The sequence below is a fragment of the Paraburkholderia sp. EG286B genome, from assembly GCF_040965655.1.
Taxonomy (GTDB): Bacteria; Pseudomonadota; Gammaproteobacteria; order Burkholderiales; family Burkholderiaceae; genus Paraburkholderia.
The window spans coordinates 131,026-149,253 of the sequence record NZ_JBFRCF010000013.1; the positions used below are offsets into that span (position 1 = coordinate 131,026).

Annotated in this window: 16 protein-coding genes; 11 read left to right on the forward strand and 5 right to left on the reverse strand. The window is 63.8% G+C overall.

Annotation, left to right across the window (positions count from 1 at the left end):
* Positions 1-187: 187 nt before the first annotated feature.
* Both AB4Y42_RS26815 and AB4Y42_RS26820 read right to left on the reverse strand, forming a co-directional pair.
* Entirely contained in the window at positions 188-1,324 is a 1,137-nt protein-coding gene (locus AB4Y42_RS26815; protein WP_368695850.1) for a hypothetical protein, read from the reverse strand.
* A gap of 49 nt (positions 1,325-1,373) precedes the next feature.
* Positions 1,374-1,712, reverse strand: a complete 339-nt coding sequence (locus AB4Y42_RS26820) for a metal-sulfur cluster assembly factor (RefSeq protein WP_368695851.1) — start codon at positions 1,710-1,712, stop codon at positions 1,374-1,376.
* A gap of 134 nt (positions 1,713-1,846) precedes the next feature.
* On the opposite strand from AB4Y42_RS26820, the gene AB4Y42_RS26825 reads away from it, so the two are divergent.
* From AB4Y42_RS26825 to AB4Y42_RS26855, 7 genes are all read left to right on the forward strand, one after another.
* Positions 1,847-2,371 (forward strand): cache domain-containing protein, encoded by a 525-nt coding sequence (locus AB4Y42_RS26825; RefSeq protein ID WP_368695852.1) that lies wholly within the window; start codon positions 1,847-1,849, stop codon positions 2,369-2,371.
* A gap of 187 nt (positions 2,372-2,558) precedes the next feature.
* The gene (locus tag AB4Y42_RS26830) at positions 2,559-2,687 is read left to right on the forward strand and encodes a hypothetical protein (protein ID WP_368687229.1); all 129 of its coding nucleotides are present in this window, start codon (positions 2,559-2,561) and stop codon (positions 2,685-2,687) included.
* Positions 2,688-2,764: 77 nt separating this feature from the next.
* Positions 2,765-3,862, forward strand: coding sequence for a glycosyltransferase family 9 protein (locus AB4Y42_RS26835; RefSeq protein ID WP_368695853.1), 1,098 nt, complete (start codon positions 2,765-2,767; stop codon positions 3,860-3,862).
* A 296-nt stretch (positions 3,863-4,158) separates the two neighbouring features.
* Positions 4,159-5,178, forward strand: a complete 1,020-nt coding sequence (locus AB4Y42_RS26840; protein WP_368687227.1) for an ABC transporter substrate-binding protein — start codon at positions 4,159-4,161, stop codon at positions 5,176-5,178.
* A gap of 61 nt (positions 5,179-5,239) precedes the next feature.
* The gene (locus tag AB4Y42_RS26845) at positions 5,240-6,616 is read left to right on the forward strand and encodes a sensor histidine kinase N-terminal domain-containing protein (protein WP_368695854.1); all 1,377 of its coding nucleotides are present in this window, start codon (positions 5,240-5,242) and stop codon (positions 6,614-6,616) included.
* A gap of 19 nt (positions 6,617-6,635) precedes the next feature.
* Positions 6,636-7,316, forward strand: a complete 681-nt coding sequence (locus tag AB4Y42_RS26850; RefSeq protein ID WP_368687225.1) for a response regulator — start codon at positions 6,636-6,638, stop codon at positions 7,314-7,316.
* A 183-nt stretch (positions 7,317-7,499) separates the two neighbouring features.
* Complete coding sequence (locus AB4Y42_RS26855) at positions 7,500-8,639, forward strand: porin (protein WP_368687477.1); 1,140 nt, start codon at positions 7,500-7,502, stop codon at positions 8,637-8,639.
* Positions 8,640-8,718: 79 nt separating this feature from the next.
* On the opposite strand, the gene AB4Y42_RS26860 is transcribed toward AB4Y42_RS26855, so the two are convergent.
* Positions 8,719-9,018: a hypothetical protein gene (locus AB4Y42_RS26860; RefSeq protein WP_368695855.1), complete on the reverse strand. Its 300-nt coding sequence runs from the start codon at positions 9,016-9,018 to the stop codon at positions 8,719-8,721.
* Between the two features lie 396 nt (positions 9,019-9,414).
* Here AB4Y42_RS26860 and AB4Y42_RS26865 point away from each other — a divergent pair, with 396 nt between their 5' ends.
* The 3 genes from AB4Y42_RS26865 to AB4Y42_RS26875 all read left to right on the forward strand — a co-directional run bounded on the left by AB4Y42_RS26865 (position 9,415) and on the right by AB4Y42_RS26875 (position 14,088).
* Positions 9,415-10,755 carry a 2-hydroxycarboxylate transporter family protein gene (locus tag AB4Y42_RS26865; protein WP_368687476.1) on the forward strand — a complete coding sequence of 447 codons (1,341 nt, stop codon included), beginning with the start codon at positions 9,415-9,417 and terminating at the stop codon, positions 10,753-10,755.
* A 107-nt stretch (positions 10,756-10,862) separates the two neighbouring features.
* Positions 10,863-12,728, forward strand: a complete 1,866-nt coding sequence (locus AB4Y42_RS26870) for an ATP-binding protein (protein WP_368687475.1) — start codon at positions 10,863-10,865, stop codon at positions 12,726-12,728.
* A complete protein-coding gene (locus tag AB4Y42_RS26875; RefSeq protein ID WP_368687224.1) occupies positions 12,718-14,088 on the forward strand; it encodes a sigma-54-dependent transcriptional regulator in 1,371 nt (456 codons plus the stop codon). The genes AB4Y42_RS26870 and AB4Y42_RS26875 overlap by 11 nt, the downstream gene beginning before the upstream one ends.
* Positions 14,089-14,093: 5 nt before the next feature.
* Here the strand turns inward: AB4Y42_RS26875 and AB4Y42_RS26880 are convergent, their stop codons facing one another.
* Both AB4Y42_RS26880 and AB4Y42_RS26885 read right to left on the reverse strand, forming a co-directional pair.
* Positions 14,094-14,531, reverse strand: a complete 438-nt coding sequence (locus tag AB4Y42_RS26880; RefSeq protein WP_368687223.1) for a hypothetical protein — start codon at positions 14,529-14,531, stop codon at positions 14,094-14,096.
* Positions 14,532-14,766: 235 nt separating this feature from the next.
* Positions 14,767-16,689 (reverse strand): hypothetical protein, encoded by a 1,923-nt coding sequence (locus AB4Y42_RS26885; RefSeq protein ID WP_368687222.1) that lies wholly within the window; start codon positions 16,687-16,689, stop codon positions 14,767-14,769.
* 642 nt (positions 16,690-17,331) lie between these two features.
* Here AB4Y42_RS26885 and AB4Y42_RS26890 point away from each other — a divergent pair.
* A complete protein-coding gene (locus AB4Y42_RS26890; protein WP_368695856.1) occupies positions 17,332-18,225 on the forward strand; it encodes a LysR family transcriptional regulator in 894 nt (297 codons plus the stop codon).
* Positions 18,226-18,228 lie beyond the last annotated feature (3 nt).

Consider the following 18,228-nt stretch of genomic DNA (forward strand, 5'->3'; position numbering starts at 1 on the left):
AGCCGAAGCGAACGCTGTCCTCGATGGCTTCGTCACGATTCCGCCGCATTGGAGCCACTGCCGGATTGTCGTGAATTCTATCCGTATCGTCCGATGGGCGTTCTTTTGCTGGTTGCCGTCAAGAACGGTTGAACGTTAGGAGAGCGATGCACGCCGCGTTTTCATCGAAACACGTTCGTGTCGTGGACTATGAAGAATGCGTCGGGTTCGAAATCCGTCTACCGCCGCTACGCCGGGCGCGGTCCCGGCGTGCCGCGAGCACGGCAGTGGCGAGCGTCAACGCGAACAGCGCCAGCGCCACCGCGCCCGCAATGCCGCCTGCCTTGCGCAGCCAGAACAGTTCGGCGAGCCCGCCCGTCACGCGCAGGGCGAGGCCCGCGTGGAGCACGGCGAGCGGCGCGTAGAACAACGGATGGTATTTCACGGGCAGCCGCGTGAGCGCGGGCACGATGACCGGCGCGTGGCCGAACACCATCGAAAACACGAAACCGAGCGTGAGCGCGTGAAGCGCCGCGTCATGCCATGGATGCCCCGGCATCAGCGCACCGGCGAGGCCGAGCACGCCGCTCAGCGCGAGCCAGCCATAGCCGCCCAGCAGACACAGCGCGATAAAGCGCGTGAGCGCGCGCTGGCGCACCGTGCGGCGTGCAATGTCATATCTGGCCAGCCACATGGCGAGCAGGACGATTCCCGCCGCGAAAAGGCGCGTTCCGTATTCGGGCTTCCACAATGCCCAGGGCAGGCTCGCGATCATCAAGGCGAGCGGCACGAAAAACGCGTGGCGGGCTGCGCGCGGCAGACGCAGCATGCGGGTGAGTTCGAGCCGCTCGGCGGCGATGGTCAAAACCAGAAACGAGAGCCAGCACGGCACGGAAGACGACACATCGTTCGTCATTGCCCAGACCAGATTGCCGAACCACCAGCCAAGCACCGCGAGCGCGAGCACGCCCAGATGGAGGGCCGGTTGCTTGCGCAACACCTGCAGGCTCGCGACGACAGAGACGCTCGCCGCCGCGATGAGCAGCCATTGTGCGGCCACGGGCGGTGCGCCTGCGATCAGCACGATGCCCGCAGCGATCGCGCTGGCCGGCGCCAGCAGGTAGACCGCGCGCTGCAGCGCGACCGCGCGTTCGAGGCTGACGAGCGCGCCGAAAAAGACCGGCAGCATCAGTACGCCGTGCCACGCGACACTCGTCATCGCGTGGTCGGTTACGTGAACGCCGAGCCGCGCAAGTCCCGCCATCACCGCGCAAACGAGTACGAGGACGATCGTCAGCGCGGCGACGAGCTTGCCGAGGTGGCGCAGTGATGGGGCAATGTTCATGATGTGTGCCTGCGTGCCGCGAGCCTGACTACGGCGCTTGTGCAGTCAGTCAGTCGGGCTCCCAGCCCAGAACGGCGCGCGCCGCCTCGCTCATCATGGCGGGCTCCCATGCGGGTTCCCACACGAGCGCGATTTCGATGGGCGCGCCCTCGGGCACCGACTCCTCGGCCACGGCGTGCACCTCGTCCATGATGAGTTGCCCCATCGGGCACGCGGGCGAGGTCATGGTGATTTCGATCTTCAGACCTTCGTCGCCGAGTTCTACGCCATACACGAGCCCGAGGTCGACGATGTTCACGCCCACTTCGGGATCGATCACGCAGCGCAGCGCGTCGCGGACCTCGCGTTCTTCGTCTGTTTCGTCGAGTTTGAGGCGGGTCGTGTTCATGGAAGACTCGAGATAAACGATAGGATAACCAACTATATGCGGATGGGATGCTAGAAAACATTCATCGTCGCTGAATGTTTTGATCATGATAACGCTCTGACGCATTCCGGCCCTGTGCTAATTGGCCGCAGAACATGCCTAAAAAATATAAACAGGTACTGAGAGGCGGCCCGGAAACCCTTGCTTCGAACGGCGTCTATCTGTTCAAGGAGATCGTTGCCATCATCAAGCAGGAAGGTCAGGGCTTCGTGTCGTATTCGTTCAAGCGCATTGGCTCGAACGACGTTGCGCCGAAAATCTCCTATAGCGTGAGCTACCAGCCGTGGGACTGGATTCTCACGACCGGTCTTTATGTCGACGATATCGACGCGGCGTTTCGCGTGACGCTCTATTGGAGCCTGGGCATTCTGGCGGCGATCGCGCTGGCGCTCTCGGCGGTCGTGGCAGTGGTGAACCGTGGCATCCTGCGCTCGCTGGGCGGCGATGCGGCCGTCGAAGCGGCGCGCGAGGTCACGCAGCAGAACGCGGCGCTCGTAGAGCAGGCCGCGGCGGCGGCAAGCGCGCTCGCCGCCCAGGCGAAGGACCTCAAGGGCTCCGTTTCGATGTTCAGACTGGCCGGCTCGCACGATATGCCGGCTCGGCACGCTTTACACGTGTAAGCCTTCTCGCGCGGGCGGCGCAAAGCCCCCGCGCGCAACCGCATCCGCCGCCAGGTTGCGCGCGCGGACCCAGCGCAGGCAGAATACGAAATTCCGGCCATCTCAAATGGGGCTGGATTCCGCGGGCAAGAGGTTATGAGCAGCCGCCCGCGCAACAATCAAAAATCGAGCTTAGGGGAAGTTGAACATGATCGGACGGATTCTGGTGGTGATATCGATGGTCGGCGCACTGGCCGCTTTGGCGGGCTGCAACACGGTCGCCGGTTTCGGGCAGGACATCACGGACTCCGCCCGGGCCGTCCAGCGCGTTCTGTGACCTTCGCGCCGGGTGGCATAATAGCCGCTCGGTCAAAGGTTACGGATGGGCCGGACAGGGCTCCTGCTGAGTAAACAATGAAAGTCGATACGGTCCGCGGTTTTATCAGCAAGAGTCTTCGCGTTCCCCATCCGGAAATCGTCCAGGATGAGGTCGCGAGCCTTTCCGCTTATAAAAAGCTTTCGCTTCTGAAGAAGCAGCTGCATAAGTGGTCGATACTTTCGCTGAACCGGCAACTGGGTCTGTATACGGAATCTGCGCAGTTGCGCCCGGGCGCCCGGATCCTGTTGTTCTACAGCGGCGTCAACAACCTCGGCGACGCGCTGATGGACCTTTCCGGGCGTGCGCTCCTCAGCGGCACGTCGTACAAGCTGGACGTGGTGCTCGATCCGTCTCTGGCCGAACTGTTCCGCCACGATCGGTATTTTTCGAAAGTCTATACGGATTATCGTGAAATCGATTTCGGCGAATACGATTTCATTATTCTGAACAAGCTCGGCATTCGCGTCATTAAAGAGAAAATCCGCTATGCCGGTCAAGCCAGATTTACGAGCCTGATTGGATGGTATGCCGGGCGCAATTTCAACCATATCCAGTTCAGCTACTACTCGTTCAACAAGATTCTGAATTCCGGGATCGCAGAAGCCGCGCTGTACAGGAACTCGCGGCTGATTCTCGATGCGCCACAGAGCCAGGATTTTCCGGCGCAAGCGTGGGCCGGCAGAATTGCGATTTCGGTCGGGGGCAGGGAATCGAACCGCATCTACGGCAAGTGGGCCGACGTTCTTGCCCGGCTCGATGACGATCCCGAGTTGTCGCGCTATCAATATGTGCTGATCGGATCGGACAACGGGCTCAAGGAAGCCAACGATCTCACTGCCATGTCATTCAGGCATTTGCAACTCGACTCGCTGGTCGGCAAGTTGAAGATCCACGAATGCTATGCGCTCATCGGTCAGAGCAAGCTGTTCGTTGGCGCGGACGGCGGCCTGCTGCATATCGCGCACGCGGCCGGCGTGCCGACCGTCGCGTTGTTCAGCGACGATATCGACCCGAGGACCCGGTACGTGGAGAACGACTTCTTCAGGTGTACCCCGCTCATCGGCCAGACCGACGTCACGAGCATCGAGCCAAACGATGTGGTGCGCGTCATGAAAGGCGCGCTGCCGAGTTAAAGCGCGATTTGGCTGGCAAGTTTCCGCTGGCAGAGACCCATAATCCGGGTCTTGCTGCTTTGCGCGCAATCGATCAGGAATCCTGTTTGAATCGATGGCGGCTCGACCGGCATTCTGAATAAAAGCCATTGTCATTCAGAGCGATTAAAAGCATAAATAATGCCGCCGCTCATGGAAATCCCGTATAAATCCGCGTGACCCGCGAAAGCTTCGGGAAGGGTTCGAATCTCTAGAATTCCCGGAACGATCGAGGCGGTGAGCATCGCGCCGCCTACCCATCCTGACGGAGACAATCAATGCAATCCAGTTTTGGCGCGCTGCGGCGAGCCGCACTCGCTGGTGGCCTGCTGTTTGCCATGGCGCTTCAAGGCGCGCATGCCGCCGACGATGCCGGCGACAAGATCACCATCATGGTCGGCGGTATTACGAAGCTCATTTACCTGCCCGCGCGCCTCACCGAGCAGCTGGGCTATTTCCGCGACGAAGGGCTGAACGTCGAACTGCTCTCGCAGCCTGCGGGCGTGGATGCGGAGAACGAACTGCTCGCCGGCGCGGTGCAGGCCGTCGTGGGCTTCTACGATCACACCATCGACTTGCAGACCAAGGGTAAGGACGTCAAGGCGATCGTCGTGTTCGGCCAGGTGCCGGGCGAAGTGGAAATGGTGTCGTCGAAAGCGGCCGGCACGATCAAGTCGATGGCCGACGTCAAAGGCAAAACGCTCGGCGTTACGGGCCTCGGGTCCTCGACCAGTTTTCTCACGCAGTATCTCGCGAGCCAGCATGGCATCGCCTCGAGCGCGTACACGATGTTGCCGGTGGGCGCGGACGCGAGCTTCATCGCGGCCATCAAGCAGGGGCGCATCGACGCGGGCATGACGACCGAGCCGACCGTCTCGGCGCTGCAGAAAGCCGGCGACGCGAAGGTGCTCGTCGATATGCGCACGGTGGAAGGCACGCGCGCCGCGCTCGGCGGCACCTATCCCGCCGCAAGCCTGTACGTGCAGGACGCATGGGCCGAGTCGCACAAAGCTCAGGCGGTGAAGCTCGCGCACGCGTTCGTGCGCACGATGCAGTTCATTCACACGCACAGCGCCGAGGAAATCGCCGCGCAAATGCCCGCCGACTATCAAAAGGACAAGGCGCTTTACGTGAGCGCACTCAAGGCCTCGCTGCCGATGTACACCGCGGACGGCAAGATGCCCGCCGACGGTCCGGCGACCGTGCTGAAGGTGCTCTCGAGTTTCAATCCCTCGGTGAAGGGCAAGCACGTGGATTTGTCCGGCACGTACACGAACGAATTCGTCAGCGCGAAATGAAGCACGCCCGCAGCCGCCGTCCTGCGCGAGCCTCGCGGTTCGGTACCTGAGAGAGCGCGACATGGTGCATAGCCTGCGTGGGCGATTGCTGTTGTGGCTGCTGGTGCCGCTCGCCGCGTTTGTCGTCGTGACGAGTTGCGAGTCGTACGATGCCGCGCGGCAGACCGCGGATCTCGTGCAGGACCACTCGCTGCTGGATTCGGCGCGCACGATCATCGAAGACGTCGACTGGGACAACGGCTCCCTCAGCGCGACGATCCCGCCGGCGGCGCTGGAACTGTTCGAATCGCCGTGGCAGGATCACGTCTTCTACAAGGTGCTCGCCGCTAATGGCCGCCTGCTGGGCGGCGCGCCGGACTTGCCGCTGCCGCGCGCGAACACAGCCGAGGCGCCCGTGTTCTACGACACCACCTATGCGGGTTTGCCGATTCGCGCCGTGGCCTACGAGCGTATGCTCTACGACTCGGGCCGCGCCGAGCGCGTCATGGTGATCGTCGGCAAGACGATCGCGTCGCGCGAGGCGATGGTCAACGCCTTATGGAGGCCGCAGCTCGCACGCCAGTGGTTCATGCTGGCGCTCGTCGCGCTGCTCGTGCCGCTCGGGCTCACGCTCGAACTGCGGCCGCTCATGAAGCTCAAGGACGACGTTGCCGACCGCGAGCCCGTGCAACTGGAGCCGATCCGCCCGGATCATCTGCCATCGGAGCTGAGGCCGATCGTCGAGGCGATCAACCAGTGCATCGCGCGGCTCAAGGTGCATGCCGCCATGCAGCGCCAGTTCATCGCCGACGCGGCGCACCAGCTGCGCACGCCGCTCACGCTGCTCACCACGCAAACGCAATTCGCGAGTCAATGCGACGCGAGCGATCCCGCGCTTTTCGACGCACTCAAGGGCGTGCGCCGCACCAGCCAGAAAATGGCGGAGTTGACGAATCAACTGCTTGTGCTCGCACAGGCCGAATCGATGACGCAATCGTCGCCCAGCCAGACGCGCGTCGATCTTACCGAGGTCGTGTCTTCCGTGCTCGAAGAGATGGTCCAGGCCGCGGAACGGCGCGGCATCGATCTCGGCGCCGAACTCGACGACGACGTGCAGGTGGCGGGCAACACGGGCCTGCTGGCCTCGCTCGTGTCGAACCTGATCGACAACGCCATCCGCTATACGCACAAGGGCGGCCGCGTGACGGCCGTGTGCCGCAGCGAAGGGGAGCAGGTCATGCTGCAGGTAGTCGACAACGGCCCCGGCATTCCCGCCGAGGCCCGTGCGCACGTGTTCGAGCGCTTCTATCGCGTCGCGGCGGATACCGAAGGCACGGGGCTCGGTCTTGCCATCGTGCATCAGGTCGCGCGCTCGCACGGCGGCTCGGTGAGCGTTGCCGCGGGGGCCGAGCGGGTGGGTCTGGTCGCGACGGTGCGCTTACCCGTCTGGCCTGGATGATGGGGGTTGAGGAGGGACCATGAAGCTGCTGCTCGTAGAAGACAACGCCGAACTCGCGCACTGGATCGTCAACCTGCTGCGCGCCGAGAATTTCACGGTGGACTGCGTAGCCGATGGCGAAGCCGCGGATTCCGTGCTGCTCACGCAGAGCTACGATCTCGTGCTGCTCGACATGCGCCTGCCGCGACTGAGCGGCAAGGACGTGCTCAACCGTTTGCGGCGCAGGCGCAACGACGTGCCCGTGCTCATGCTGACCGCGCATGGCTCGATAGACGACAAGGTGGCGTGTTTCGGCGCCGGCGCCGACGACTACGTGGTCAAGCCTTTCGACAGCCGCGAACTGGTGGCGCGCATCAAGGCGCTGATACGGCGGCAGACGGGCGAGAAGTCGGGCTGGCTGACCTGCGGCGACCTCCAGTACGTTTGCGACACGCGCGAGTTTCGCCACAAGGATGCGCCGCTCGCCCTGCGCCGGCGCGAGCATTCCATTCTCGAAGCACTCATGCTGCGCCAGGGCAAGGCGGTGCCGAAGCAGGCGCTGCTGGAGCGCATCTGCAGCCTGAGCGACGAACCGAGTGTGGACGCGATCGATATCTACATCCACCGTCTGCGCAAGCATCTGGCGGAATCGAGCGTGCAGATCACCACGCTGCGCGGCCTCGGCTACATCCTTCGCGTGAAGGAGGCGGTGGCGGCCTGAGCAGGCCGGCTTTTTTTGCGGTATTAGTGGATGTACTTAGGAATACCCATCGTTCGTGAAAGAATCGCGAAGGATTCACCTATCTACTATTCGTCTCACCCGCTGATTCACACGGCTCGCCGCAACCGGTGAGTGATGGCAGCGGGTCCATGAAAACTTCCAACGAAGTACCCCCTGGAGACGATCTTGAAGAGAAAACAACTTGCTGTCGCTGCGGTTGGCGCGACTTTCGGCGCACTCGCGGCGAGCGGCGCACACGCGCAATCGAGCGTTCAACTCTACGGCCTCATCGACCTGAGCGTACCCACGTATCAATCGCACGCGGACGCCAACGGCAATCACGTGATCGGCATGGGTATTGCCGGCGAACCGTGGTTCAGCGGCAGCCGCTGGGGCTTGAAGGGCGCCGAAGACATCGGCGGCGGCACGAAGGTGATCTTCCGGCTCGAAAGCGAATACCGCGTGAGCGACGGCCAGATGGAAGACCCGGGCCAGATCTTCGACCGTGACGCATGGGTCGGCGTGGAAGACGAGCGCTTCGGCAAGCTCACGGCGGGCTTCCAGAACACCATCGCGCGTGACGCCGCGGCCATCTACGGCGACCCGTACGGCAACGCGAAACTCACGACGGAAGAGGGCGGTTGGACCAACGCCAACAACTTCAAGCAGATGATTTTCTACGCGGCGAGCGCAACGGGCACGCGTTACGAAAACGGCCTGGCGTGGAAGAAGGTCTTCGATAACGGTATTTACGCGGCAGCGGGCTACGCGTTCGGCAATTCGACGAGCTTCGGCAATAACGCGAACTATCAGTTCGCACTCGGCTACAACGCCCCGACGTGGACGGCCTCGACCTTCTATAACCACGTGAACCGCGACGGCAACACGAACCAGGCGTTCTCGGTCGGCGGCAACTACACGATCGGCATCGTGCGCGCCAATGCGGGCTATTTCCGCTACTGGGGCAATCAGGGAGCGCTCGGCCAGCGTCAGGACAATGCGTGGACGGTCTCGTTCAAGCTCGTGCCGAAGGGCGCGCTCGACTACGAACTCGGCTATCAGCAAATGCGCACGCACAACGCCGCGTATAACGTCGATGGCGATATTCCGAACGCCAACATCGGCGCATTCGATCCCACGAGCGGGCTGCACAACGGCTTCAAGGAAACGCTCTACGGCTCGATCTTCTATCACCTGTCCAAGCGCACCGAGGTGTATCTGGCAGGCGACTACATGAAGCTGCACGGCGGCTACACGGTGGGCACGACCTTCGGTGCGACCAACCAGGTCGAAGTGACGACGGGCGTGCGCACGCGCTTCTGATCGGTCTTCTCACTCAACTTCGCAGCACGCGGGGCTCGATTCGTCAGGCGAATCGAGCCCCGCGGTGCTTTCTGCGGCCTCAACCCGCGTCCACGCAGGCAACGCTCGGCGCCGTATAGGCAGAGGGATAAGGCGATTCCGGTCCGGTCACGAGCCTCAAACGCTGCGTGGCGAGGACATCGGCTTCCACCTGCTCGCGACGCGTGAGCGCCGCCGTTTCGCCGGCGGGCTGTGATTCGTTCACGCTGCAAAGCAGATTCCTTCCGCTCGATAACTGCACGGGGGTCTGGTAAGCCGAACCCGGCGGCGCGGCCAGCGCGCCAGCACTCCACAGCGCCGCGGCGCAAACGACGGCGCATCCTGGCAAGACGATTTTCATGGCTCGCTCCTCACATTGCGGTGATCCATCTTCTGCCAACGATCGGCGTCGTTCCAGAGCGAATTCTGAAAATCACTCTTGCCATGCGCTCAACGGTCGGGCCGAGTGGCAGGCCGAGATTTCAGCCTGCGGCTCGGGCCGATTCTGAAATCTCGGATCGGTGACGGATTCGAGTTGAGGGCGTTCCGGAAACGTCCATATAAATCAACGGGTTGCGGATCATTCGGGACGCCGGCGCGCGCTGGCACGGCTACTGCTTTATAGAGGCCCGGCGGCCTATCCCTCGATAGTCCGCAGCCCTCATTAAACAAGCACCGGAGACGCGACGCAGTCCGGTCGCGAAAACGAAGGAGACATCCCGTGCAGAACAGTGCATCCGCATCCGCCGCCTCGCAAGTGACCCAGGCGGTCCCCGAGTCATCCCCGACGACGCAAACCCGCTTCTGGCCCGAAGGCTGGTGGAAGCTGATGGAAATTCGCATCGGCATCATTCCGCTGCCGATCTACGTGATCCTGTTTGCGCTGATCGCGGGCTTCGCGGTCACCGGCAAGGTGCCCGGCGAGATCTCGATGGCCATCGCCGTGCTCGCTTTCTGCGGCTTCACGTGCGCCGAACTCGGCAAGCGCCTGCCGCTGTTGCGCAATATCGGCGCGGCGGCGATTCTCGCGACCTTCGTGCCCTCGGCGCTCGTGTACTACCACGTGCTGCCCACGCCCGTGCAGCACCTCACGGTCGAGTTCACGAAGCAGACCAACTTCCTCTATCTCTTCATCGCCTCGATCATCGTCGGCAGTATTCTCAGCATGGACCGGCGCGTGCTGATTCAAGGCTTCCTGAAGATCTTCATTCCGCTGGCGGCCGGCACGGTGGCGGCGACCATCGTGGGCACCGCGGTCGGCGCGGCGCTCGGTCTCGGCGTCAAGCACACGCTGCTCTACATCGTCGTGCCGATCATGGCCGGCGGTGTGGGCGAAGGCGCGATTCCGCTTTCCGTGGGCTATTCGGAAATCATGCACGTCGCGCAAGGCGACCTGTTCGCGCAGGTCTTGCCGCCCGTGATGCTCGGCAGCCTCATGGCGATCATCCTTTCGGGCATGCTCGACATGCTGGGCAAGCGCATGCCGCATCTCACCGGCAACGGCCGTCTGCAAGTCGGCGCGACCGATGAACTGGCGTCGTCGGACGACGAAGCCCGCGGGCACGTGGACGTGAGCCACATCGCCGCGGCCGGCATCACGGCGATCACGCTGTACCTCATCGGCCTGATGGCGAACAAGCTGTTCGGCCTGCCCGCGCCGGTGGCGATGCTGTTCCTCGCCGTGCTCGTGAAGCTCGCGCGTGCGGTTTCGCCGCCGCTGCAGGAAGGCGCGTTCGTGGTCTACAAGTTCTTCTCGACCGCGGTCACCTACCCGCTGCTGTTCGCGATCGGCGTGGCGATGACACCGTGGGACAAGCTCATGGCCGCGTTCACGCTCGTCAATGTCGTGACGATCGCCGCGACCGTGGTCACGCTCATGGGCACGGGCTTCGTGGTGGGCCGCCTGATGAAGATGTACCCTATCGACACCGCAATCGTGAACGCGTGCCACAGCGGCCAGGGCGGCACCGGCGACGTGGCGATCCTCACCGCCGCGAACCGCATGCAGCTCATGCCGTTCGCGCAGATCGCCACGCGCATTGGCGGCGCCATCGTCGTGACCGTGACGCTCATCCTGCTCGCGCACTTCGGCGCATGACGCGCCGTTGCGCGCGCCTTCGCGATCGTGGCGCCGGTGCACCCGGCGCGCGGTATCCGCTGAACCCGCCGTCTGGCGGCAGCCAATCGACGAGGGCGAACGTGCAGATGCGTTACAAGGGCATTCCATGGTGGGGATGGGCGGCGGCGGCCGTGCTGTATGTCGGTGCGGCCGCCGCCGCGGTGGAGTTCGCATGGAACCGCGCGATCGACGCGCTGGCCGACGTCGGCGAGCATCGGCTCGATCTCTACGCGGCGAGCCTGAAAAGCGAGCTGGGACGCTTCGAGATGGTCCCCGCGCTCGTGGCGCGCCAGGACAGCGTGCGCGCGTTGCTCAAGGCGCCGCCCGCTGAAGCGCACGGCATGCTGCCCGCAGTCGATGCCTATCTCGAAGCGGTCAACAGCGATGTTGGCAGCGGCGCGGTAGACGTGATCGACGCGCAGGGCACGGTGGTCGCCGCGAGCAACTGGAATCAGCCGGTCAGCTTCGTCGGCACCAACGTGTCGTATCGCCCGTACTTCAAGGACGCGCTCGCGCAGGGCCGCGGCCGCTTCTTCGGCATCGGCACGAACACCGGCATTCCGGGGCTGTACTTCGCGAGTGCGATTCACGACGGCGACACGGCAATCGGCGCGGCGGCGGTAAAGGTCAGCGTCGACGCGCTCGAATCCGCGTGGCGCACGCCTGGCGAGGCCGCCATCGTCGTCGACAGCAACGGCGTGATCGTGATCTCGACCCAGCCCGAATGGAAATTCAGCGCCATGCGTGCGATGACCGAGCCGCAGCAGCGCGACATCCAGGCGTCGCGCCAATACGCGGGCCGCATCGTCGAGGCGCTGCAATATCGGCGCGTGGGCGACTGGAATGACAACGCGTGGATCGGCCTCTTTCCCGACCTGCGCCGCGCGGGCCGCACGGCCCGCTTTCTCGTGATGTCGCGCCCCGCGCCGCAAGGGCAGGACACGATCATGGTGCTGCTCGACACGGCGGGCGCGCGGCGCCAGCAACGGCTCGCATTCGCGTTCGTCACGGGCGTGTTTCTGATCGCCGCGCTCTACGCGCTGTATGCGGTGCAGCGCCGCCGCGTGATCGTGGAGAAGCTCAAGGCGCAAGAAGCGTTGCGGCGCGCGAACGACCAGCTGGAAACGACCGTGGCGCAGCGGACCGCCGCACTCACGCAAGCGAACGCGCAGATGCAGCGCGAGATCGCCGAGCGCGAACGCACCGAGCAGCGCCTGCGCGCCACGCAGCAGGAGGTCGTGCATGCCGGCAAGCTGGCGGTGATCGGCCAGATGGCGGCGGGGCTCACGCACGAACTGAACCAGCCGCTCGTCGCGATCCGCACGCTCTGCGACAATGCGCGTACCTTCTTCGAGCGCAATCAGAGCGCACAGGCGATCGCCAATCTCGAGCGCGTCGGGCGGCTCGTGGACAGCATGGCGGTGCTCACGAGCGAGCTGAAGGCGTTTGCGCGCAAGCCGGAAGTGGAGCGCGTGGCGGTGTCGCTTGGCGAAGCCGTCGCGCATGCGCGGCTCATCTACGAGTCGCGCATCCGCGACGAAGCGGTACGGCTCGATGTGCGCATCGCGCCAGGCACGACGGTGTATGCGGAGTCGAGTCAACTGCAACAGGTGATCGTCAATCTGCTGGGCAATGCGCTCGACGCCGTGCGCGACGCGAGCACGCGCGCGATCGCGATGGAGGCAGGTGAGCCTGACGCACAAGGCCGCGTGCGCTTCACGGTCGAGGATAGCGGCCCCGGCATCGCGCCGGATGTGCTGGCGCACCTGTTCGAGCCGTTCGTGACGACCAAGCCGCGCGGGCAAGGCCTCGGGCTCGGGCTCGCGATCACGTCGCGCATCGTCGAAGGCTTTGGCGCGAAAATCACCGCAACGAATGGCGACGAAGGCGGAGCCCGCTTCACGATCGAATTCGCGGCAGCCGAGCCGCAAAGGACAGAACATGGCAGATGAGATTCGCGTGCTGGTCGTCGAGGATGACGAGAACGTCCGCATCGGCGTCGAGCAGGCGGTGGCGCTGGCGGGCTTTCCGGTGAACGCCTATGCGTCTGCCGCCGATGCGTATGCCGACATCGCGCCGGGCGCGCCAATCGTGATCGTCTCCGACGTGCGCATGCCGGGCATCGACGGCCTGCAACTGCTCGATCACGTGATGGCGATCGACCCGCAGATTCCAGTGCTGCTGATCAGCGGGCATGCGGACATATCGACCGCGGTCAGCGCGATGCGCGTGGGCGCCTACGACTTCATCGAAAAGCCCTTCTCCTCCGATGTGATCGCGGGCCGCGTGGCGCGCGCGGTCGAGAAGCGGCGGCTCACGCTCGAAGTCGAGGGCCTGCGCGCTTCGCTGCACAACTGGCAGGGCATCGAGGCGCTGGTGCTCGGCAAGTCGCCGGCCATGGCGGAGGTCCGCAAGAAGATTCTGCGTCTCGCGGATACCTCGGTGTCGGTGCTGATCACGGGCGAAACGGGCACCGGCAAGGAACTGATCGCACGCAGCCTGCACGACTTCAGCGCGCGGCGCGACGCGCATTTCGTGGCGCTCAATTGCGGCGGTTTGCCCGAGCAGGTGTTCGAGAGCGAACTGTTCGGTCACGAGGCGGGCGCGTTCACGGGCGCGATCAAGAAGCGCGTCGGCAAGATCGAATGGGCGAATGGCGGCACGCTCTTTCTCGACGAGATCGAAACGATGTCGATGCCGCTGCAGATCAAGATGCTGCGCGTGCTGCAGGAGCGCGTGGTCGAGCGCCTGGGCGCAAACGAGCTGATTCCAGTGGATTGCCGGATCGTTGCCGCTTCGAAGGCCGATCTCGCCGAAGTGTCCGCGGAAGGAGGCTTTCGCGCCGACCTGCTGTACCGGCTGAACGTCGCGCAGATCGAATTGCCGCCGCTGCGCGAGCGCCGCGAGGACGTACCGCTGTTGTTCGAGCATTTCGTGCTCGCGGCGGCGCGGCGCTTCGGCACGCCGGCGCCGGTCGTGACGGCTGCACAGGTCTCCGAACTCATGACGCACGCGTGGCCCGGCAACGTGCGCGAGCTGCAGAATGTCGCCGACCGCTTCGTGCTCGGGCTGACCGGCGACAGCCTGCTCTCCGCGGGCGCGGCTACCGTGAAAGGGGAGACGCTGGCGGACCAGCTAGCGTATTTCGAGCGGATGCTGATCGAGAACACGCTGCGCCGCCATCACGGCAACGTCGCCCAGGCGAGCGAGGAGCTTGGGATGCCGAAGAAAACGCTGTATCACAAGCTGCGTCAGCTGAAGATCGCGGATCGCGACTCGCAGGGCGACGACAAGGACGAGAAAGACGTCTGACCGGACTAGTTGGTGCGGTACGTGGTCGTCGACGATTGCAGCTTCGTGAGCGCGCCGTTCTTGAGCCGGAACCAGCCCTCCGAGCCTTGCATCACGACTTCGTCGGGTTGCCAGAATACGCGCTTGATCGTCATGCGCGTGGTCACACGCTGCACGAGCGGCGGATTGTGGCGAAAGTCATACAGCACCGGCCCGTAGGCGGTCTGCACGAGCATGCGCGTAATCGTGCTGTTGTCGTGGCCCACTTCGTCGAAATGGGCGAGCGTCTTCGCGTCGAAGCGGTCGAAGACATCCTTGCCGAGGACCGCCACGAAGTCGCGGTCGTCGCGCACGAATTGCACCGTGCCTGCGGGGGTGGCGAACGAGCCGGTCGCGTCGCTTTGCGCATGGGCGCAGGTCACGAACGAGGCGGCGGTAAGTGCGGCGAGTAACAGTCGTTTCATGTTGCTTTCCAGTGGGTTCGCAGCATTTTCGTTCATTTCTGCCGCTGCGTCGAAAATTTGGGCATTCGGAAGCGCGGTGTCGTCTCACGCGAGGGTTCGGACAAGCGTGCCCCGCACGCGGTAAACGGAAGAGGCGCCCGGCCCGCGGAACAATGTCCGCGGGCCGGGCGCCTCAGGGTACGGCGTTTTCGTGCGACCAGGCGGCCGCCCGGTTCGCTCAGTTCGGTAAGTTCGCTCAGTTCGGCACGTAGCCCGTGGGCAGCGTCGCATTGGCGCTGGCCACCGAAGCGTTCTGCGAAATCACATACACCGGCGATTCGGTCAGGCTCAGCGCGACCTTGCCGTTGGTGTAGCTCTTCGTCGTCGGATTGCCCATTTCGTCGAGCACGGTGACCGTGCCGCTCGTGCCGGGTGCATCCACCGCGAGGCTGTAGCCGACGCTATAGGTCGAGCTGTAGCCGGCGCTCGCGCTCCACACGCTGTTGTTGTGCGTCCAGAGGGCCGTGATGACCGCGCCGTTGTTGAGCTGCTGGAACGCGTAGGCGTAGACACCCGAAGGCGTCTTCTTCACCGGACCAAGCGTGTTGGTGCCGTCGAGAATACGCGTCATCGCCGCGACGGACATCGCCGCAGGCTTCGGGCTGATGTTCTGCGCGCCATACTGACCCTGTGCGTCGGCGAGATCGAAGAACGTGCCGTAGCCCACGAGGCCCGGGAAGTCCGCACCGTAGAAGATCCAGGTTTGATCAGCGCCTTCGCCCAGAATGATCAGGTGGCTGCGGGCCACCACTGCGCCTTGTGCGTACAGGATATTGCCGGTCGGATAGTTGGGACCGTACGACGAACCGTTGTCGTAGCTGATGCCAAGCTCCGTGCTGAACAGCTTCATGCCCGGCTTGTAGTCAGCCGCCATCTCGCTGCGCAGCGCACGCATTTGCCCCATCAGCGAGCCGGACGCGTTGGCCGGATCGGTTTCCTGACGCTCGGGCGGGAACGAAGGCGAGCTGCCGTTGATGTCGTAGTAGCCGTGCGTCGTCACGCCGTCGATGTCCTGCGCGTAGCCGAGCGGCGCGAGGGCCTTGAGGTGATCGGCGGTGCCGGACGGCGCCGTATCGGTCGGCCCCATCACGACTGCATGCGGATCGGTCGAGTGAATACCCTGATAGACGGCCTGATAGAGCTGCACGAATTGGGTGTCATTGCCTTGCCATTGGGCGTCCGGTTCCCAGGTGAGCTGGTAGTAGTTCGACGCCTGCTTCGGAAAGTAAGTCGTCCGAATGAGGTTCGATTCCGTACCGATCCGGCTCATGTAGTTCTGGTAGTACGAGAGGTTGCTCGGCGGCAGGGCTTCGTCCTCGAACGCGCCGGTCGGGCTCGCCCAGGCGGGAATGCCGTCCAGACGCACGAGCCGCATCACGTTGCCCGCGGTGTAGAACGGGTCGAGGTTGTTGGCGTTCGGGTTGAAGGTGTTGGGGCCGTTCGCCTCCATGTTGTACAGCTCGCGGTGGTCATAGGTCCACGAGATGCCGAGCGAGGAGAGCACCGACGTGTTGTCGTCTTCGCCTTGCATGCCGAAGCGGTGCAGGTCCTGATGCGGATACGTCACCGTCGGCACGATGCCGGCCAGATTGGGCAGCACGCCGAAGGTCGCGGTGCCGGCGGGGCGGGTGCCCAGCTCGGGGAGCTGACCGCCGGCGGTGGCGAGCTTGGCGGTCACGGAAAAGTAGCCTGCGAGCGTCGACGTGCAGCTCAGCGTGGTGGTCACCGGGCCTGCCGTCACGCGCAGGCTGCCGCTCGTCACCACCTTGCCCAGATGGTCGCTGATCGACCAGTTCACCGTGTCGGCTGCGGGTGCATTGGTGGTGAATGCGAGGGGAAACGCCGCGCCCGAGGCGAAGATACGGCCGCTCTGCGTGGTCGGCGTATCGACGCTCACCAGCTCGCTGCCGGAGCTCGCGCTCGACTTCACGGCGGAGCCGCAGTGCAGCGTGCCTCGCGTGGTGGTGGCCGCATTCGCGATGGCGTCCGCAGCAGTCGCGTCACTCGCGCTTTGTGTCGTGGCCGAGGCATTGGTCGCTTCCGTGCCGGAGCTTCCGGAACCGCCGCCGCACGCCGCGAGGAATAGCGACGACGACAGCAAGAGATAGAAGAGTTTCATCGATCGAAGAAAAAAGACAAAACGACGCCCAGCCGGCGACGGCGCGCGATGCGCGCTCAGATGCTGGCTAAGGTCTGAAGAATGAGATTTAACGGACGCTGGACAACGGCTCGATGAGCCCTGCGCCCGCTACGTGCGCCGCTCGGCCCGCGCCAATGCGCGAACCTGCGTATCTGTCTATTGCTTTCGCGCGGGTAAATATTGCGCCCTCGCTACGGCTGCCTCGTCGGGAATTTCGACCCTGCGCTGGATCCCTGAAGGAGGGGAGACGTGCGCAATTTTTTCGGACGAAGATTACGAAGTCACTGCTTGAAGTCAGATGCGCGGCGGATATTACCGATAATTCCCCCTGGCATGTGAAAATCAGACGTAACAAAATGTCACACGAATTGTCTCCAGTTTCAATTACCGAAACTTAGTCAATTTCCGCCAATAGCAAGGTATTAATTACATCAAATCAATGAGGTAATGCTTACTGCATGAATTGCGTGTTTCGCCTGCTATTGCCCGCAATATCGGCAGTTCTGGGATGGTCTGAAGTGCGCGAACGTAATTAATTCTTTGGTCTATATTTCCCTTTTAATTTCCTTTCTGATTTATTCGGGTCGGACGTTAATTGACTCTGCTGATATTATTGCGGCCATGCGAATCGATCCCTATAGCCTCGAGCTGTTCATTTCGGTGGTGGAGGAAGGCTCCATTGCGCGAGCGGCCAGCCGCAATCACATCGCGCCTTCGGCTCTGAGCCGCCGCATGGCGGATCTGGAAGCGGCGATGGGGCTGCCCTTGCTCATTCGCTCGTCGTCGGGCGTCGAGTTGACCGAGGCGGGCCGTCACGCGTTTTCGCGCGCGGTGGCGGTGCACGACCAGTTGCAGTCGCTGGCGCGCGAAGTCCAGTCGCTCAGCGGCGAGGTGGCGGGTGTGGTGCGCCTGTTCGCCAACGCGTCCGCCATCGTTGGTTTTCTGCCGGAGCGGCTCAAGGTCTTTCAGGCGCGTTACCCCCTTGTGCAGATCGCCCTGACCGAACAGATCAGCGACGAGGTCGTGCGGGCCTGCATGGAAGATCGCGCGGACGTGGGGATTTCCGCGAGCGCCAGGATTCCTGGCGGGCTGGATTCGTGGCGCTTCGCCGACGACCCGCTCATGGTCGTGCTGCCGCCCGAACACGAGCTGGCCGCCATGTCCGCACTCACGTTCAAGGACGTGCTGCGCTTTCCGCTCGTGGCCCTGCAGGCGGGCGGCTCTCTCGACCAGATCCTCAAGGAGCGCGCCGCCGCTGCGCGCGTGCCGCTCAAGATTCCGGTGACGGTCAACAGCTTCGACGCCCAATGCCGCATGGTCGAGGCGCGGCTCGGCATCGGCATCGTGCCGACCAGTGCGGCCTCGGCCTTCGCGGGCTCGCAGGGCTTCGTGCGCCGGCCGCTCGACGAGCCCTGGGCGACGAGCCGCAGTCTGCACCTGCACGCGTTGCGCAAGTCGCCGCGCCTGCGGGCCGTGCAAGCCTTGATCGACACGCTCGTCCAGCGCGAGGGTTAACGA

Bases quoted from the DNA above. Each gene is read 5' to 3' on its own strand.
- AB4Y42_RS26870 (WP_368687475.1), top strand. From the start codon at position 10,863: ATGCGTTACAAGGGCATTCCATGGTGGGGATGGGCGGCGGCGGCCGTG.
- AB4Y42_RS26835 (WP_368695853.1), top strand. From the start codon at position 2,765: ATGAAAGTCGATACGGTCCGCGGTTTTATCAGCAAGAGTCTTCGCGTT.
- AB4Y42_RS26890 (WP_368695856.1), top strand. From the start codon at position 17,332: ATGCGAATCGATCCCTATAGCCTCGAGCTGTTCATTTCGGTGGTGGAG.
- AB4Y42_RS26840 (WP_368687227.1), top strand. From the start codon at position 4,159: ATGCAATCCAGTTTTGGCGCGCTGCGGCGAGCCGCACTCGCTGGTGGC.
- AB4Y42_RS26880 (WP_368687223.1), bottom strand. From the start codon at position 14,531: ATGAAACGACTGTTACTCGCCGCACTTACCGCCGCCTCGTTCGTGACC.
- AB4Y42_RS26860 (WP_368695855.1), bottom strand. From the start codon at position 9,018: ATGAAAATCGTCTTGCCAGGATGCGCCGTCGTTTGCGCCGCGGCGCTG.
- AB4Y42_RS26885 (WP_368687222.1), bottom strand. From the start codon at position 16,689: ATGAAACTCTTCTATCTCTTGCTGTCGTCGTCGCTATTCCTCGCGGCG.
- AB4Y42_RS26845 (WP_368695854.1), top strand. From the start codon at position 5,240: ATGGTGCATAGCCTGCGTGGGCGATTGCTGTTGTGGCTGCTGGTGCCG.
- AB4Y42_RS26820 (WP_368695851.1), bottom strand. From the start codon at position 1,712: ATGAACACGACCCGCCTCAAACTCGACGAAACAGACGAAGAACGCGAG.
- AB4Y42_RS26875 (WP_368687224.1), top strand. From the start codon at position 12,718: ATGGCAGATGAGATTCGCGTGCTGGTCGTCGAGGATGACGAGAACGTC.
- AB4Y42_RS26825 (WP_368695852.1), top strand. From the start codon at position 1,847: ATGCCTAAAAAATATAAACAGGTACTGAGAGGCGGCCCGGAAACCCTT.
- AB4Y42_RS26830 (WP_368687229.1), top strand. From the start codon at position 2,559: ATGATCGGACGGATTCTGGTGGTGATATCGATGGTCGGCGCACTGGCC.
- AB4Y42_RS26850 (WP_368687225.1), top strand. From the start codon at position 6,636: ATGAAGCTGCTGCTCGTAGAAGACAACGCCGAACTCGCGCACTGGATC.
- AB4Y42_RS26815 (WP_368695850.1), bottom strand. From the start codon at position 1,324: ATGAACATTGCCCCATCACTGCGCCACCTCGGCAAGCTCGTCGCCGCG.